Annotated in this window: 14 protein-coding genes and 1 pseudogene; 1 reads left to right on the top strand and 14 read right to left on the bottom strand. The window is 44.1% G+C overall.

The window, feature by feature from the left end; all coding sequences use genetic code 11:
• Positions 1-12 precede the first annotated feature (12 nt).
• The 3 genes from infB to rimP are packed head-to-tail and all read right to left on the bottom strand — an operon-like array spanning position 13 to position 4,587.
• Positions 13-2,796 carry a translation initiation factor IF-2 gene (infB, locus tag ABFW99_RS01790; RefSeq protein ID WP_349353206.1) on the bottom strand — a complete coding sequence of 928 codons (2,784 nt, stop codon included), beginning with the start codon at positions 2,794-2,796 and terminating at the stop codon, positions 13-15.
• A 57-nt stretch (positions 2,797-2,853) separates the two neighbouring features.
• The gene (gene nusA / locus ABFW99_RS01785; RefSeq protein WP_349353205.1) at positions 2,854-4,110 is read right to left on the bottom strand and encodes a transcription termination factor NusA; all 1,257 of its coding nucleotides are present in this window, start codon (positions 4,108-4,110) and stop codon (positions 2,854-2,856) included.
• A 12-nt stretch (positions 4,111-4,122) separates the two neighbouring features.
• On the bottom strand, positions 4,123-4,587 hold the full coding sequence (gene rimP / locus ABFW99_RS01780; protein WP_349353204.1) for a ribosome maturation factor RimP: 465 nt from the start codon (positions 4,585-4,587) through the stop codon (positions 4,123-4,125).
• A gap of 203 nt (positions 4,588-4,790) precedes the next feature.
• Here rimP and ABFW99_RS01775 point away from each other — a divergent pair, with 203 nt between their 5' ends.
• Positions 4,791-5,282 carry a DUF192 domain-containing protein gene (locus ABFW99_RS01775; RefSeq protein WP_349353203.1) on the top strand — a complete coding sequence of 164 codons (492 nt, stop codon included), beginning with the start codon at positions 4,791-4,793 and terminating at the stop codon, positions 5,280-5,282.
• 7 nt (positions 5,283-5,289) lie between these two features.
• On the opposite strand, the gene ABFW99_RS01770 is transcribed toward ABFW99_RS01775, so the two are convergent.
• The 11 genes and pseudogenes from ABFW99_RS01770 to ABFW99_RS01720 form a co-directional block, all read right to left on the bottom strand.
• Positions 5,290-5,583: a superoxide dismutase gene (locus ABFW99_RS01770; RefSeq protein WP_349353202.1), complete on the bottom strand. Its 294-nt coding sequence runs from the start codon at positions 5,581-5,583 to the stop codon at positions 5,290-5,292.
• A 273-nt stretch (positions 5,584-5,856) separates the two neighbouring features.
• Positions 5,857-6,882, bottom strand: a complete 1,026-nt coding sequence (gene fbp, locus ABFW99_RS01765; RefSeq protein WP_349353201.1) for a class 1 fructose-bisphosphatase — start codon at positions 6,880-6,882, stop codon at positions 5,857-5,859.
• Positions 6,883-6,958: 76 nt separating this feature from the next.
• Positions 6,959-7,558 (bottom strand): dephospho-CoA kinase, encoded by a 600-nt coding sequence (gene coaE / locus ABFW99_RS01760; protein ID WP_349353200.1) that lies wholly within the window; start codon positions 7,556-7,558, stop codon positions 6,959-6,961.
• Positions 7,559-7,560: 2 nt separating this feature from the next.
• Complete coding sequence (nadB, locus tag ABFW99_RS01755) at positions 7,561-9,144, bottom strand: L-aspartate oxidase (RefSeq protein ID WP_349353199.1); 1,584 nt, start codon at positions 9,142-9,144, stop codon at positions 7,561-7,563.
• Positions 9,131-10,241, bottom strand: a protein-coding gene (gene prfB / locus ABFW99_RS01750; RefSeq protein WP_349353198.1) for a peptide chain release factor 2 whose coding sequence is annotated in 2 segments (ribosomal slippage) — positions 9,131-10,174 and positions 10,176-10,241 — 1,110 coding nt in all. Because the reading frame shifts where the segments join, the coding sequence is not laid out codon by codon here. Before prfB ends, nadB begins: the two co-directional genes overlap by 14 nt.
• Before the next feature lie 19 nt (positions 10,242-10,260).
• On the bottom strand, positions 10,261-10,530 hold the full coding sequence (locus ABFW99_RS01745) for a DUF883 C-terminal domain-containing protein (RefSeq protein WP_349353197.1): 270 nt from the start codon (positions 10,528-10,530) through the stop codon (positions 10,261-10,263).
• 127 nt (positions 10,531-10,657) lie between these two features.
• Positions 10,658-11,602, bottom strand: a complete 945-nt coding sequence (locus ABFW99_RS01740) for an ABC transporter ATP-binding protein (RefSeq protein WP_440707403.1) — start codon at positions 11,600-11,602, stop codon at positions 10,658-10,660.
• Positions 11,597-12,432 (bottom strand): annotated as a pseudogene (locus ABFW99_RS01735) (ABC transporter ATP-binding protein); the annotation flags it as partial. The gene ABFW99_RS01740 and the pseudogene ABFW99_RS01735, both read right to left, overlap by 6 nt.
• Before the next feature lie 12 nt (positions 12,433-12,444).
• Positions 12,445-13,710 (bottom strand): ribonuclease Z, encoded by a 1,266-nt coding sequence (rnz, locus tag ABFW99_RS01730; protein ID WP_349353195.1) that lies wholly within the window; start codon positions 13,708-13,710, stop codon positions 12,445-12,447.
• Positions 13,711-13,782: 72 nt separating this feature from the next.
• On the bottom strand, positions 13,783-15,525 hold the full coding sequence (locus tag ABFW99_RS01725; RefSeq protein WP_440707400.1) for an ABC transporter ATP-binding protein: 1,743 nt from the start codon (positions 15,523-15,525) through the stop codon (positions 13,783-13,785).
• An 83-nt stretch (positions 15,526-15,608) separates the two neighbouring features.
• Positions 15,609-16,640: an NAD(P)/FAD-dependent oxidoreductase gene (locus tag ABFW99_RS01720; RefSeq protein WP_349353193.1), complete on the bottom strand. Its 1,032-nt coding sequence runs from the start codon at positions 16,638-16,640 to the stop codon at positions 15,609-15,611.
• Positions 16,641-16,644: the final 4 nt, after the last annotated feature.

The raw sequence follows: 16,644 nt of genomic DNA, 5'->3' as shown, positions 1-16,644 counted from the left end.
GTCAGATATGGATTATCCGGCAGAATCTTCAAGAGTACGCTTCTGCTCGGTAATCTTGTAACTCTCAATCTGATCGCCAACCTTAATGTCGTTGTATCCCTGGATACTGATACCACATTCGTATCCGGAGGTAACTTCTTTCACATCATCTTTGAAACGCTTGAGAGCATCGATTTCACCATCGTAAATGACAACACCGTCTCGTACAAGTCGGATTGGGTTATTTCGCTCAATCTTGCCTTCGGTTACATAGCAACCTGCAATAGTTCCAACTTTGGAAACTTTGAAGGTCTCACGAACATCAACTACACCCATCATCTGCTCTTTCAGCTCAGGTGATAACAGTCCCTCAAGGGCATCGCGTACTTCATCCACTGCATCGTAAATAACACTGAACAGTCGGATGTCAATCTCTTCAGATTCAGCCAGCTTACGTGCACTTGAAGTTGGCCGTACCTGGAAACCGATAATAATCGCATCAGAAGCTGAAGCCAGAAGTACATCAGATTCAGAAATTGCACCGGCTCCGGTGTGAATAATATTGACCGCTACTTCATCGGTACTTAATTTCTGGAGTGAACCTGAAAGTGCCTCAATAGAACCATCCACATCGGCTTTAATGATAATGTTAAGCTCAGAAACCTCACCAAGAGCAAGTCGGCGTGAAATATCATCCAGCGTCATATGCTTGGTCGTTCTCATGGCTTGCTCACGGCGGATTTGCATTCGCTCGTTAGCTACTTCTTTAGCCAGTTTCTCATCTTCAGCTGCAATCAGCTTATCACCTGCTTGTGGCATTTCATCAAAACCCATAAGCTGTACCGGCGTTGATGGTCCGGCTTCTTTCACACGCTGACCACGATCATTTTCCATGGCTCGTACACGTCCGAAGCAAGGACCGGCAACAAACGGATCTCCTACTTTCAGCGTACCACCCTGAACCAGGATATTGGATACAATACCTTTTCCTTTATCCAACCGCGCTTCAAGTACAACACCATCTGCTCGTCGATTTGGATTCGCTTTCAGTTCGAGCAGTTCGGCTTCGATCAGTACTTTTTCGAGCAGGTCTTCTATTCCCTGTCCGGTATGAGCCGAAACTTCAGCATACTGAACTTTACCGCCGTATTCCTCGACAATCACGTCATGCTCAGAAAGCTGGGTTTTGATTTTATCGGGATTAACACCCTCTTTATCAATTTTATTAATTGCAACAACAATAGGTACACCTGCTGCTTTGGCGTGATTAATCGCCTCAATCGTCTGCGGCATCACAGAATCATCGGCTGCAACTACCAGAATTACAATATCGGTAGCTTGTGCACCACGAGAACGCATAGCGGTAAAAGCCTCGTGACCCGGGGTATCCAGGAAGGTAATTTCATTATCATCATGTACTACCTGATAAGCACCAACGTGCTGGGTAATACCTCCGGCCTCACCGGCTGCAACTTTCTCTTCACGGATATAATCCAGCAACGATGTTTTACCGTGGTCAACGTGACCCATTACCGTAATAATAGGAGCACGAGGCTGAAGGTCTTCTTCCTTATCTTCCGGAATGGTAAGATCTTCATCCATTTCTTCAGCTTCAATAAACTGAACTTCCTTACCGTATTCTTCGGCAACTAATTCAATGGTACCGGCATCCAGTCGCTGGTTGATCGTAATCATCAACCCAATAGACATACAGACTGAAATAATATCGTTTACACCCACACCCAGCAGGTCAGCCAGTTCATTAGCAGTAATAAACTCGGTAGTCTCGATAATATCTGACTCGAGCTCTTCGAGTTCCGCCTGCTTTTGCAGTTCCTCCTCTCGTTCCTCTTTTCTTTCCCGGCGACGTTTCTGACGCTTGCTACCCACCGTTTTAGAAGATTGCATCTTCTTCATGGTTTCGCGCATCATTTTATCAACATCGGTCTCGTCAATCTCGGTCTTTTTCTTCCTCTTTTTGCGAGACTTCTTAGACTTCTTGTCCGAATCAGATTTCGAGCTCGAAGAATCATCGTCTTTTCGATCTTTACGACGTTTTCTCTTCTTACGAGGCTTACGTTCGGTAGTGAAAGATGCTTTACCTAATACCTTAGTTCCTTTTAGTTTGCCGGCAGAGCCACGGATAACATCTTCTTCCTCATCGTCTTCGTCATCGTCATCTGACGTTGTGGATTCAGTATCTTCTTCCTCATCTTCGTCTTCGTCTTCTGCCTTTTTGGCTTCGGCTTTTTTCTTCTCGGCTTTCTCAGCCTCTTCTTTCTCTTTCTTTGCTTTGGCCTCTTCTTCAGCTTTTTCCTTAGCTTCCGCTTCTTCTTTCTTCCTGGCCTCTTCTTCTTCTTTCTCTTTCTTAGCCTTGGCTTCTTCTTCAGCCTTTTTCTTAGCCTCTTCTTCCTCGGCTTTCTCATCAGCCTCGTCTTCTTCATCGATAGGCTCTAAATCAAGCTCGTCACTGTCCTCGTCCTGTGGCTCAAGATCTTCCACATCATCTTCCGGCTCCAGCCCTACCTCTTCCTCAATAGGTTCCAACACGTTATCCAGAGTAACGCTGTCGTTGCGTTGGTTCATCATCTGGCTTCGGCGGCTTTCATATTCTTCACGGGCTTTTTCGTGATCTGCACTCTTAGCCCGGTCTTCGCCATATACTTCATCAAGCGCCTCATACATTTCAGGCGTTATTTTGAAGTTGGGACGATTGGCAACGTCAAAACCATCTTCACTTAACGTATCCACAATGCTTTGTGTAGATACGTTAAACTCTGATGCTACTTTAAATAATGGTTTGGGTCTTTTAGACATATACAATATTTGAATGTGAGCTTGTTAAACTAAGAATTTTTAAATGGAATTGCCGACTTAAGCCTCGTCTTCGAATTCGTAGGCAATAACACTCATTATCTTCTCAGCAAGCTCGGGATCTATTTCTTCGTTCGTTCTGCTTACTAATTCATCTGCATCTAACTCAAGTACTGCGCGTGCAGTGTCGCAGCCAATGTCATGAAGCATCTGGATTACATCAGCTCCAAAATCAACTTCAAATTCATCGATATCAATGTCATCTTCAGCTTCCACTTCCCGGTATACATCGATTTCAGCTTCAGCCAGCTTGGAAGCAAGACGGATGTTAACCCCACCCTTACCAATAGCTTTAGAAACTTCATCTGCCGGAACCAATACATTGGCGTGCTTGGCTTCTTCGTTCAGCTCAACCTTCAATACTTCAGCCGGCTGCAGTGCTCGTTTGATAAATTCAATTTTATCGGGGGTGAAGTTGATGACATCAATATTCTCGTTCTGCAATTCACGTACAATAGCATGAATTCGAATCCCCTTCATACCTACACAGGCACCAACCGGGTCAACGCGCTCGTCGTGAGAGAGAACAGCTACTTTGGAACGGTCACCCGGGGCGCGTGCAATACGCACCAATTCAATGATGCCATCAAATACTTCCGGAATTTCGTTCTCAAATAATCTTTCAAGGAATAGCTCTGAAGTCCTTGAGATAATAACCGTCGGGTTACCATTACGCATATGAACACCCGTTACAACCGCACGAATGGTATCGCCTTTACGGTAACGGTCTTTATAAATCTGCTCACTTTTCGGAAGCAGCAGCTCAACCCCATTGTGATTTACCAGAATATCTTTGTTGTGGCGAACCTGGTACACATCCCCAAGAATAATTTCTCCCACACGGTCGGTGTAGTCTTCATAAATATTATCTTTCTCAATCTCTCGGATTCGCTGTGCCAGCTGTTGCCGGGCCATCGTCACCGCTCTTCTTCCAAAATCAGTAATCTGAATTTCCTGAGCGAGCTCGTCATATAATTCAATATCCGGATCTACTTTCTGGGCATTCTCGAGAGTGATTTCAGCCACTTCATCAGTTAGCTCGTCAGCAGGAACAACTTCCTGTACATGTAATATCTGAATCTCTCCCCGGTCGGCATTGAGGATTACCTCAAATGAATCATCTGACTCATATTTTTTTCGAATCATAGTGCGGAAAACATCTTCCAAAATGGAAAGAAGCATATCACGCTCAATGCCTTTCTCGTGTGCAATTTCGGCAAACGAGGAGATAATCTGTTTTGATAATTCGTTCTGCATCAGTATAGCTTATTAAATTACGGGGATTATTTTGGTTTCAACGATGTTGTCGAACGCGATCTGAGTTTCCACTTCCTCTTCGTCCGTTATAGCCACCACTTTGTCTTCAATGCCGGTGATTACACCTTCAATTTTCTTATACTCACCGTCTGTATCTTTAAATTTGATAGTAGCCACCCGGCCCTCATTCTTTTTGTATTGCCGCAGGTCGCTCAGCGGACGGCTCAATCCCGGAGAAGAAACATTCAGCCGGTATTTTTTATCAAAAAGCTCATGCGCCTCAATCAAAAATCCAAGTTCGCGGCTAATTTCAGAGCAATCATCTATATTTACTCCGCCTTCTTCCGTGTCCAAAAGAACCCACACTTCCGTTTGTCCGGAATGTGTTTTTAACTCCACATCCACCACAAACAAATCGTGTTCCTGAGCAAGAGGATCCGCTAAGTCCTTAATATTTTGAGTGATATCTATTTGCATTTCTATCAAATTCTGAAACAAAAAAAAGCGAGTGCCTTGCGACGCTCACTGCTTTCCAAAGGTAGCTCTATTTCGTCTAAATTTCAATGAAACAAACCGATTGAAGATAGATTCATTTTTGATTCAAAGTTTTTGGAGTTAATTTCCTGACTGCCTTAAAAGCTGACATTTATCAAGTTTTTCCTCTAACCCGTTTCTTATTTATGAAGTACTCCACAAACACTCTGTTTTTTTGTGCCTTATTTTATTCACTTTTTATTCTTTCCTGCTCCCAAAAAGATTCCAATAAAAAGAATGACAACACTGACCGGGGAAGGCAATTGGATTTAGTAGAAGAAGTTACTTTTCTCACTCCGGATGGAGAAGCGGTTTCTACCGTCATGGTGGCTCTGGCAGATGAACCGGAAGAACGAAACCAGGGGCTGATGGATGTAAACGAAATGGATACTAATGCCGGTATGCTTTTTATTTTCCCTGACGAAGCACCACGCAGTTTCTACATGGCTAACACTCCTCTGCCGCTCGATATAATTTTTGTAAATGCGGATAGCATAATCGTAAGAATTCACCACAACACCACCCCTTTTAACAGTGAGCAGCTCCCGTCTGAAAAACCTGCTAAGTTCGTAGTTGAGACCAACGGTGGTTATTGTGTTTCTAACGATATTCAGGAAGGAATGCGAATTCGATTCTGATCAGCTGCTATTCTTTTTCGAATAACCGTTCGTAACCGTGGTATGGGCGAAGTGGAATAAGTTCAAAAGAAATTAAGCCTTTTTGAACAAGTGGAAGTGTTGAGAGTTTCTCTTCTGCTTCCTGCACATCGTTACATTCAAGAATAAGAACGGCTTCCGGTTTATCATCCCGAAAGTACATTTCACGGATTACGCCTTCCTTATAAAGCTCCCATCCACCCCGGGCTTCGTCTCTTAAATGGGGAACAAAATCCCTTTTTGAAAGTCCTTGAGCTTCTTTTTGAATAGCGATGATTCTCATAATTAATTCTGTATTAAGAATGAACTTTGAAATACCTGATGTGGGAAAAACTATACTCAATTTACCAAACGCGATGCCTTGAACAACTCGCTTGCTTATCGAAATACATCTTGCCTTTTTTTACCAAATAACCCACCAATAGAAAAAGCTTTTTATACTATAACCCTTCCACAGTTATGGCAATTAGTTTGACTCGAGCATATGGGTTTAAATCTGGAAGGGTTAAACGATAGTCGGACAACGAGAGGTTCAGCCCTTAGCAACTAAAGACATTTACTGTTCAACTGTTGCGTGCTCTTCCAGGAATTCCATCACCGTTTGCACATTCTTTTTTGAGCCAATGTAAATAGGAGTTTGTTCGTGAATGGATTTGGGCTGGAGTTCCATTATACGCGTTTGTCCATCGGTAGCTACCCCACCGGCCTGCTCAATAATAAAGCTGAGTGGATTACACTCATACATGAGTCGTAATTTTCCATTGGGATATTTCTTGCTGTGCGGATAAATGAAAATCCCTCCCTTCATAAGCGTACGGTGAATATCAGCTACCATAGAGCCAATGTAACGGGCTGAATAAGGTCGGTTTGTATCCGGATCTTCTTCCTGGCAATACTTGATGTATTTTTTAAGGCCTTCATCCCAGGAGTTATAGCTTCCCTCATTAATGCTGTAAATAGCACCATGTTCCGGCATTTTTATACCACGATCACTCAAAATAAATTCGCCAATACTTGGGTCTAAGGTGAAAATCGACACTCCCAGTCCTGTAGTATAAGCCAGAATGGTACTTGAGCCATATAACACATATCCGGCCGCAACCTGACGTACGCCGGGCTGCAAGGCATCTTCTTCCCGAACGGTAGGGTCAAATCGAGGCTCCCGCATGTACACTGAAAAAATACTCCCTATCGATACGTTTACATCAATATTGGAGGAGCCATCAAGCGGGTCGAGATATACAATATATTTTCCGCCTTTGCTGCCCAGTTTCACCACTCCATCGTTCTCTTCAGAAATCACCATACAGGTAATCAGAGAGCGATCCAGTGCAGAAATAAGCTGTTGGTCGGCAAACAGATCCAGCTTTTTAACGGATTCTCCATGTACGTTGGTGGAGCCATCGTAACCAAGGATATTTGTAATTCCTGCTTTATTCACTTCCCGGGAAATAATTTTCGCGGCCAGGCCAATATCCCTCAATAATTGTGAAAGTTCCCCTGTTGCACCCGGAAACCTGTTCTGAGATTGAATAATGTATTCTTCTAAGGTTACCAATCTGGAATCTTTTGTACTCACCATATTTCTTTACTTTTTGGAAGCGCTTTTTTAAAAGATAAGAATGTTTATGAGAGAAAATCTCCCGTTTTTTAAAATTCTAATCAGTAACCGACTTAATCTCTTTCAAAATCTGACCTGCTTTCTCTCTCAACTCATCTTTGGAGCCACTGTTGAGAACTACAAAATCAGCAAGGTGAGCAAGCGATTCAAAATCAGGCTGTTGAGCCATACGGTCTCTGATCTCTTGTCCTGTCGCATGATCACGCTCTGAGGTCCGTTCCATTCTTACCTCCTCATCAGCCGTCACAATAATTACATAATCCAGGTCTTCTGGCCGCCCATTCGACAGAAGTATGGCTGCTTCTTTAGCAAATACCTCCACTCCATCCAGCTCTTTTTTCTTAGCCAGATCATCAGCCCTTTTCCATAAAACCGGGTGAACCAAGCTATTCAATTCTTCTACTCTTCCTTTTTGAAATGCCTCCCGGGCAAGAAAAGATCTGTTCAGATTTCCGTCAGAGTCATATGACTGCTCCCCGAACACTTGCTTAATTTTTTCCTGAAGTTCCTGATCTTCCTGCATCAGCTGTTTGGCAAAATCATCTGCATATAATACGAAAGCCCCAAGCTTTTCCCATTCCTTGCAAAAAGTAGTTTTTCCTGAACCTATTCCTCCGGTTATGCCTGCTTTAATCATAGCTAAATCACTGTAGTTGTTTTTTGGCTGGAGGTTTCCGGGTAATCGGTAGTGTAATGCAGACCCCGGCTTTCTTTACGCTGCATGGCTGATCTGACTATCAGGTAGCCTACGCAAACCAGATTTCTTAGCTCACACAAAGGAACGCTAACTTTTGTTCGGTGATAGAAATCTTCTGTTTCCTGATAGAGCAATTCGGTCCTTCGAGCCGCTCTTTCAAGTCGCAAATCACTCCGAACGATTCCCACGTAATTCCACATTACCTGGCGTAATTCCTGCCGGTTGTGAGAAACCAACACCCACTCTTCGGTATTGGCTGTCCCGCTTTCATCCCACTCGGGAATCTCAGCGTTGTAGTCCAGCTCTTTGAAAAATTGAACCGATCGTTTAAAAGCCTGGTCCGCAAATACCAATGACTCCAGCAGGCTGTTTGATGCCAGGCGATTGGCCCCGTGCAATCCTGTGCAGGCTGTCTCACCGCACGCAAAGAGCCTCTGGATAGTTGTTTGCCCATTAAGGTCGGTAGCAACCCCACCACAAGTATAGTGAGTGGCGGGAACTACGGGAATCAGATCTTTAGTGATATCAATACCGTAGTTCAGACAGGTATCGGAAATGGTAGGGAATTCTTCTTTGAGGACTTCTGAATCCAGATGAGTTACATCCAGAAAAACATGAGCATCCCCCCTTTTCTTAAGCTGATCATCAATAGCACGTGCAACAATATCTCGGGGAGCTAATTCTTTTCGGTCATCATACTTCTCCATAAATGGCTCACCGGCAGAATTCCTCAAGATCCCCCCAAAACCGCGCACGGCTTCAGATATTAGAAACGAACCTGCTTCGGGAATGGCTAAACTGGTAGGATGAAACTGAACAAACTCCATATTCTCAATCCGGGCTTTAGCACGATAAGCCATGGCGATTCCATCTCCGGTAGCTACCGATGGATTAGTGGTATGTAGATATACTTCACCGGCACCTCCTGAAGCCAGAATGGTCACTTTGGCGAGCATCCTCTTAACCAGATCCTTTTTCCCATCCAATACATAAGCCCCGAAGCAATGGATTTTGTCAAGCGATTTCACTTTCTGCCCCAGGTGGTGCTCAGTTAACAGCTCCATGGCAAAGTGGTGCTCAAAAATCTCAATATTCGGATGATTCCGGGCCTGATTTACCATAACTGATGCGATCTCGAAACCGGTGGCGTCAGCAGCATGGACAATGCGATTTTCGGAGTGACCTCCTTCCCTGCCCAAATCGAGCTTACCGTTCTTGTGTGTGAACTGAACCCCGTAATCAATCAGTTCCTGAATAAGCCTCGGGCCTTCTTTTACTACCAATTCAACGGCATCCCGGTTACATAGTCCTGCCCCAGCTTTCAGTGTATCAGAGATATGCTTTTCAAACGAGTCGTGCTTGTTGAGGACACCGGCAATGCCACCCTGAGCATAGGCCGTATTGGCCTCCATCATCTCTTTTTTAGTGATGATGGCTACGGTTCCGTGTTCAGCAGCTTTCAATGCAAAGCTAAGCCCTGCAATTCCACTGCCAATCACCAGAAAATCGTAGCTAAACTTCGGCATCCTGTAAGAGATAAGCTTTTATGAATTCATCAAGATCGCCATCCATCACCCCGCTTACATCACTGGTTTCGTAGTTAGTACGGTGATCTTTAACACGCTGGTCATCAAAAACGTAGCTGCGGATTTGTGACCCCCACTCGTTCTTGCTTTTAGAACCTTCAAGCTTGGCCTTTTCTGCTTCCTGAATCTCCTTTTCCAGTTCATAAATACGGGACTTTAGCAAAACCATAGCCTTTTCCCGGTTCTGAAGCTGTGACCGCTCCTGCTGGCACTCAGCGACTACCCGTTCGGTCCTGCCGTCTGAGAGTTCACCTTCCCAAACAAGCCGAACTCCGGTTTCTACTTTGTTTACGTTCTGCCCACCGGCACCGCTGGAATGAAAACGTTGCAGTTCCACATCACTTTCGTTGATATCTACCTCGATGGTATCGTCAATCAAAGGGGCTACGAATACAGAACAAAACGATGTATGTCGCCGTGCATTACTGTCGAATGGAGAAACCCGCACCAATCGGTGCACGCCACTTTCCGCTTTCAAAAATCCATAGGCGTTATCACCCTGTACTTCGATGGTGGCACTTTTTAGCCCGGCCACATCCCCATCCTGATAATCTACAACGGAAACTTTGAATCCTGACTTATCAGACCACCGGGTGTACATACGATAGAGCATTTCGCCCCAATCCTGACTTTCCGTTCCGCCTGCTCCCGGGTTAAATGTGACGATCGCATCACGATGGTCATCGGGGCCGCTGAGCATATTGCGGAGCTCCATATCTTCCAGGGCTTTCTCAAGCTTTTTATACTCAGCTTGCAGGTCATCTTCCACATCCTCGCCCATCTCCTGAAATTCAAGATACACGTTAATGCTTTCCCGGAGGTCGTTCAGGTTATCCCAGCCTTCCACCAAACTTTTTTCATGGTTGAGCTCTTTCATAATGGATTGAGCTTTATCAGGGTCGTTCCAAAAGTTTGGATCCTGGGTGTGTTCGGTAAGTTCTATTATTCGGACTTTTCTTTTTTCGTAGTCAAAGATACCCCCTGAGCGCGTCCACACGCTCGTAGAGTTCATTAAGGTGATCTGTATTTATTGCCATCTCAGTAGTTGAATATATTTTATTTACCGCCTCTGGTAAGCAGGGCGCCAACCAGCAATCCGGCTACAAATGCGATCCCTAACCCTTGTTCAGGATTAGCGCGCACGTATCTTCGGGCGTTGCGGTATTCGTGCTTTAATTCTCGTTCGAGGCCGTCCCGCTCATACTTTAAACGATCGAGCAAAACGTCATATGTTTCTTCTGCTTTATTCTGAAGAGCCTCTGTAGTATCGTAAATAGTCTCTTCTATATCGCGTTTTGTTGTTGAATTTTTCTTCGAAGCAGCCATAATATTACCTCCATTAGTTTATCAGAAAATACAAATTCGTGTGCTTAATTTTCGTGTGATTTAGAGCCTTATTTAAGCCTACCTACACATATGAACAATTTATAAAACCTGATGTTCCACGGTATCCTCAACCGGCCACCAACTGGTCTTTGTACTGAAGCTCATAAAGTTTCTTATAGATGCCGTTTTCCTGCAAGATAAGCTCCTGATGACTTCCGGATTCTCTGATCTCCCCTTTATGCATTACCAAAATTCGATCAGCATGCTGTATGGTCGACAAACGGTGGGCTACTACAATTGAAGTTCGGCCTTCCATCATCAACCGGCTGGACTCTGTAACCAGTGCTTCCGTTTCTGAGTCCACACTTGAGGTGGCTTCATCAAGAATCAATATCTCGGGATCGTACACCAGAGCGCGGACAAAACAGATTAATTGTCTCTGCCCCATCGATAAAGAAGCACCCCGTTCCTGTAAAACATAATCATAGGTTTCCGGCAGTTTTTCAATGAACCGATGAGCTTCTACTTTATGAGCAGCTTCAATCACTTGTTCCCTGGTAATTTCAGGATGCCCTAAAGTGATGTTGTCCAAAATAGAACCTGAGAACAGTGCATTATCCTGAAGTACCAACCCAAAATGTGATCGCAAATCATGCAGTGTAAGGTCACGGATATCAACACCGTCCAGCTTTATGCTCCCTTTCTGGATATCATAAAACCTCATCAGAATATTTATGATAGTCGTTTTTCCGGCTCCTGTCGCACCAACAAGGGCGATATCATCTCCTGGTTCAGCTACAAATGAAATGTCTTTGAGAATCCATTCTTCATCTTCATTGTATTTAAACCAAACATTCTCAAATTCGATTTTACCCTGTGGGTTCTTAATCTGCTTAGGATTATTTGTCTCTTTAACTTTGGTTTCGGTATCAAGCACACTGAATATGCGTTCTGATGAAGCCAGTGCTGATTGAAGCGTATTAAATTTCTCAGACAATCCCTGAATAGGACGGAAAAACTGGCGGGCATACTGAATGAAAGCTACCAGCACACCAAAAGTTACACCATCCATCAAGGCCCTGGCACCGCCATACCAAACAACAAGTGCCATCGCCAAACTGGCAGTTACCTCAACAATGGGCCAGAAAATAGCAAAGTAGAAAATGGTTTCGATGTAAGCATCACGGTGGCCGGCATTAATCTTCCGGAATTTCTCCTGCTGCTTTTCTTCCGGTTGAAAAGCTGAACCACATCCATCCCGTTAATATGTTCCTGAACAAAAGAGTTGAGTTGGGCGATTTTATCTCTCACTTCCAGAAATGTAACCCGCACCTTTGCCTTAAACCAAAATGTGGCATAAAAAAGGATGGGGAGAACCGTCAGCGTTACCAGGGTCAGCTCCCAGTTCATGCTAAACATAAAGTACAGGATGAAGATAATCCGGAACATATCCCCGATTATCGTGACAACCCCGTCTGAGAGAAGTTCACTCAGAGCTTCAATATCACTGGTAGTTCTTGTAATCAGCCGTCCAATAGGGTTTTTGTCAAAAAACTGAACATTAAGCGTCTGAATTTTTTTAAACACCGAATTCCGAAGAGCGTACAGTGAGTTTTGCCCAAACCAGCGGGTCAGGTAGGTATTAAAAACCAGGAGAATGAATTCCCCCAGTAAAGCCCCTGCAAGCAGAGTGATAATCCACCACAAGCCTTCAAAATCATCGGTGGCGATGTACTCATCAACAGCAATCTGGGTAAGCTTGGGACGGATAGTCCCCAGGTAGGAAGCCGACAGTGTAAGGCCTATGGCGAGGAGTACGTACCAACGATAAGGTCTTAGAAAAAAATAAAGCCGCCGAATCAGTGTGGTATCGACGGCTTCAGAATTTGATTTATTGCTCACAAGTTAATTTGATTAGAATCTGTCAAAGTCATCATAGGAAGATCTTGGAGTTATCTTCCGCCTTGAGCTTGAATCAGAGTCGTCATTTTTGTCTTTGATGTTCGCGCTATAGGTACTGCTTCCGTACGTTTTGCGCTTATAATTACTTTTTCCGCTTTTAGAACGATTTGAGCTACTGCTTCGGTTCCCTCGCGAACTGCTTTTTCCGCGGTTGGAACTGCTGCCTTTTCGGCTACGGAAATTCTTCTTTCCACCGCCCTTACTGCTCTTACGTCCTTTATAGTTCTTACCACCGCCACCGGACTTCTTATTCAGTTCGTTGATCTCTACCTTCGGCGTGATAATTCCACGCTCATGGGTTGGATCTGTAAAAATTGGGCGTAACTCATTTGCCAACCAAGCCGGGTAAAATCCATCACGTGCTTCCTGGAGTAAGTCGTGCTCGTTCGTATAACGTGCTGAAAAATGACCGATAACCAGAAGTTTGGTTTGAGCTTCTGTTGCTACCCGAGCAGCATCAGCTGTAGAGGAGTGTCCGGTTTCTTTCGCTTTATCATCCAGATCTTTACCAAAGGTTGCTTCGTGATACAGGATGTTGGTATTCATCGCCAACTTCACTGCATTTGGAGTGTATTCGGTATCGGTAACATAAGCAAAACTGTCGCCCGGGCGTGGGTGACCAACTATTTCGTGAGACTTAATTACAGTGCCGTCTTCCAGGGTAACATCCTCACCGGCTTTAAGGGCCTTGTATTGTTCATCTTCGGAGATGCCCATTTTTTTAGCCTTTTCAGCATCTACTTTACCGGGACGATCTTTTTCCTGGAACCGGAATCCTACACAAAACTTGGTGTGATTCAGTGGACGAGCTTCTACATAATATTCATCTGCATCAAAAACACGATCCACTTCTTCAAGATCTTCCTCTATTTCGTGGAAGTTAATTTCATAAACCGGATCTATTTGAGAAAATTTGAGATTCCATTCCACATATTCTTTGATGCCTTTCGGGCCCACAATGGTAAGCGGCTTATCCCGACGCTGAAGCTGAAGGGTTGCCAGTAAGCCAAGTAAGCCTGAAAAGTGGTCCACATCAAAATGTGAAATAAAAATGGCTTCTATTTTTGAACGCTTTATTCCTGCCTGAAGCATGCGCATTTGTGCATTTTCACCGCAATCGAAAAGGAAAACACTTCCCTCTCTCCATAAAGCTACTGAGGGTAAGTGTCTTACAGCGGTTGGGGTTGCTGAAGCTACTCCTAAAGGTACTACAATCATTTTTCTGATCTCCCGTAATGTATGTTTTCTTTTTGGGGCATTGCTTTCATACAATTGGCCCCGGTTGATAACTTATATTTCTGCCAATTCTTGTTCTAATATCTGCTTATTGTACATAGCGGTGTATCTGCCATCTTCAGCCAACAATTCTTCGTGTGTGCCTTCTTCTACAACGCTTCCTTCCTCAATGTAATATATCTTGTCAGCATCCTTTATAGTAGAAATACGATGACTAATCATGATGGTTGTGCGTCCGCTTAACTCTTGTCTGAGGTGTTTTAATATTGCGTCTTCTGTTTTTGTATCTACCGCACTCAGTGAGTCATCAAAAATTAAAATCCTGGGGTCTTTAATCAGTGCTCTTGCTATTGCTGTCCTTTGCTTTTGACCACCTGACAATGTGATACCCCTCTCGCCAAGCATAGTCTTAAATTTTTTCTCAAAATCCAAAATATTCTGTTTTACCTGCGCTTTTTCTGCAGCTGTCTCAATTTGCTCATCCGAGGCGTTATCTACCCCAAAGGCTATATTTTCACCAATGGTATCAGAAAATAAAAATGTTTCCTGAGGAACAAAACCAATGGCTTCCCTCAAACGGCCAAGCGACCAATTCTTTAAGTTGACTCCATCAATCAAAATCTCCCCTTCCACCGGGTCAAAAAGGCGGGGTATCAACTGCACCAAGCTTGTTTTACCAGATCCGGTTCGGCCTACAATGGCTATATTCTCTCCGGGTTTAATTTCAAAACTGACCTTACTGAGCACCATTTCATCGTTATCCGGATATTTGAAGCCCACATCCTTAAACTCGATATGCCCTTTAACTTCGCGATCAACCTGCTCGTCCGAGTTTTTAATCTCTATAGGTTCATTCATGAGCTCCTCAATACGGTTCCAGGATGCCAGTGAACGCTGAAACCGATTCGTAGTGTAGCCCAAAGCTGCAACCGGCCAAATTAAATAGGCTACATAAATCAGAAACTCAGCGATATTACCTACTGTAATCGTTCCGGCAATCACCATTTCTCCCCCCTTCCAGATCACAATAAGCAAGGATATCCCAATCAGAAAATTAAGAGCGGGATGAAACATAGACTCAATCATATCTAACCGAAGTTTTTTCTTCCGGTATTTTTCGCTCTCGTCTTCAAATAACTTCTGCTCATTATCAATGCGGTTGTATGCTTTTATGAGCCTGATGGCTGAAAAGGTTTCCTTTGCCCTGCCGGCGAGCGAAGAATACTGCTCCTGAATAATGGTTGAGTGTGTGTGGATGAACCCGGTAATCCAATAAGCAAAAATTGAGATGAGTGGAAGGGGAATCAAAGACCACAAAGTAAGTGTGGGATTCACTAAGAACATCATGGTTAATACAAAACCGGCACGTGTAATCGTATTGATACTGTACATGATTACCGGCCCATAGTAGTCACTAACTTTACCTACATCTTCGGTAGCCCGGACATAGGTTTCGCCCGAGGAGTTCTCCGCAAAATAGCGTTGCGGGAGCTTCATCAGCTTTTCGACTATATCATTTCGAATATCGAACTCTACCCTTCTGGAGGTAACTATAAGGGTTTGACGAGTAGCAAAAAGCAGAATACCGTACATCACAACCGCACCGATGAGAATCAGGGAATTGGTAGCAAGCAGCTTGGATGCTTCAGTAGTAAAAAGCGTTTGCACAATACTTGAGGGTACATCAAACCCCTGCTCTCCTATTCTCTCCACCTCATCCATAGTCTGCCGGATGAGCACCGGTATCCAGACAAGAAAAGCATTTGATGCAGTCAGGAAGAGGGCACCCAGTATCATCGTGCCCTTGTACTTTTTAAGGTACCTGTTAAGTTGTTTTATAGCACCCAAACCTAATCCGGTTTAATGGCTTTTAAATTTAATTAGTCGGCAAATTGCTCAACCCAGTGTTTTCCGAGTCTCAATCCAGACAGGTAAGCCGACTCAACGGTGTTACCGTTCATGTAACCACCAACCAAAGCTAATGGAGTGTCGTTTCCTCTAATTTCCATAAAGTCGTGTGGAAGTGGATTCACAGCCCGGCTGTATCTCCAGAAGTGCATTTCTTTCCAATCTGCAAGAGCCGCCCATCCTCCTAAAATTTCCGTAAGTCGATCAATAATCATTTCTTCAGCCACTTCGCGATCGCTGTGCATATGCTTCTTCGCAAATTCTGATGTAGTATGAACAACCAATGTTTTTAAATCTCCCTCACTTCTCTTAGTAGTTTCATTGGAAATGAATTCAATAATATCATCTTCACAATCCAGCGCATTCCACTCGGGCATGTCTGCTTCTTCGAAACCAGCCATCAGGGCGAACTGAGACTCATATTCCACTTCATCAATTTCCCGGACCATCTTCAGTGTTTCGATTTCATCGATGGTGGTATTTAAGAGTGCATAAGCCTGACGGGCTGGTGCTGAAATAATAACCGCATCCGCGCTTTCCGTTAAAGCAGTTGGGAAATTCAGCATCCAGCTTTTTTTCTTGCGGCGGTTTTCACCGATATGAGTTAACCCTCCCACCTTTTCATTGAGCCGGATATCGAGATTTCTACCCAGATACTTCCCAATGGTATTCATCCCTTGGGGAGCATAGTAATAAGGCGAGCCATTCTCCCGAATGGTTACCTCACCGTTCGCAATCCTGGTGGCATAACTTCCTTCCCAGGTTGTAACAATATCTTTAGCAGCCAGTTCTGTAATTAATTTTTTGAACTCCGGAGATTCAGCTGTAAAGAATGAAACACCGTGATCAAACTTATGGGCATTATCTTTACCGGCATAACGGGTAGCCAGCCTGCCCCCATAGCCTCTGCTTTTTTCAAATACTACAACTTCGTGGCCTGCATGTGCCAATTCTCGTCCGGCTGTTAATCCTGAGATTCCTGCTCCAATAACCGCAATCTTCATTATT

It is taken from the genome of Gracilimonas sp. BCB1 (assembly GCF_040117685.2).
Lineage (GTDB): Bacteria > Bacteroidota > Rhodothermia > Balneolales > Balneolaceae > Gracilimonas.
Note: the sequence above shows the minus strand (reverse complement) of the source record. Positions and strands in the feature narration are given on the sequence as shown.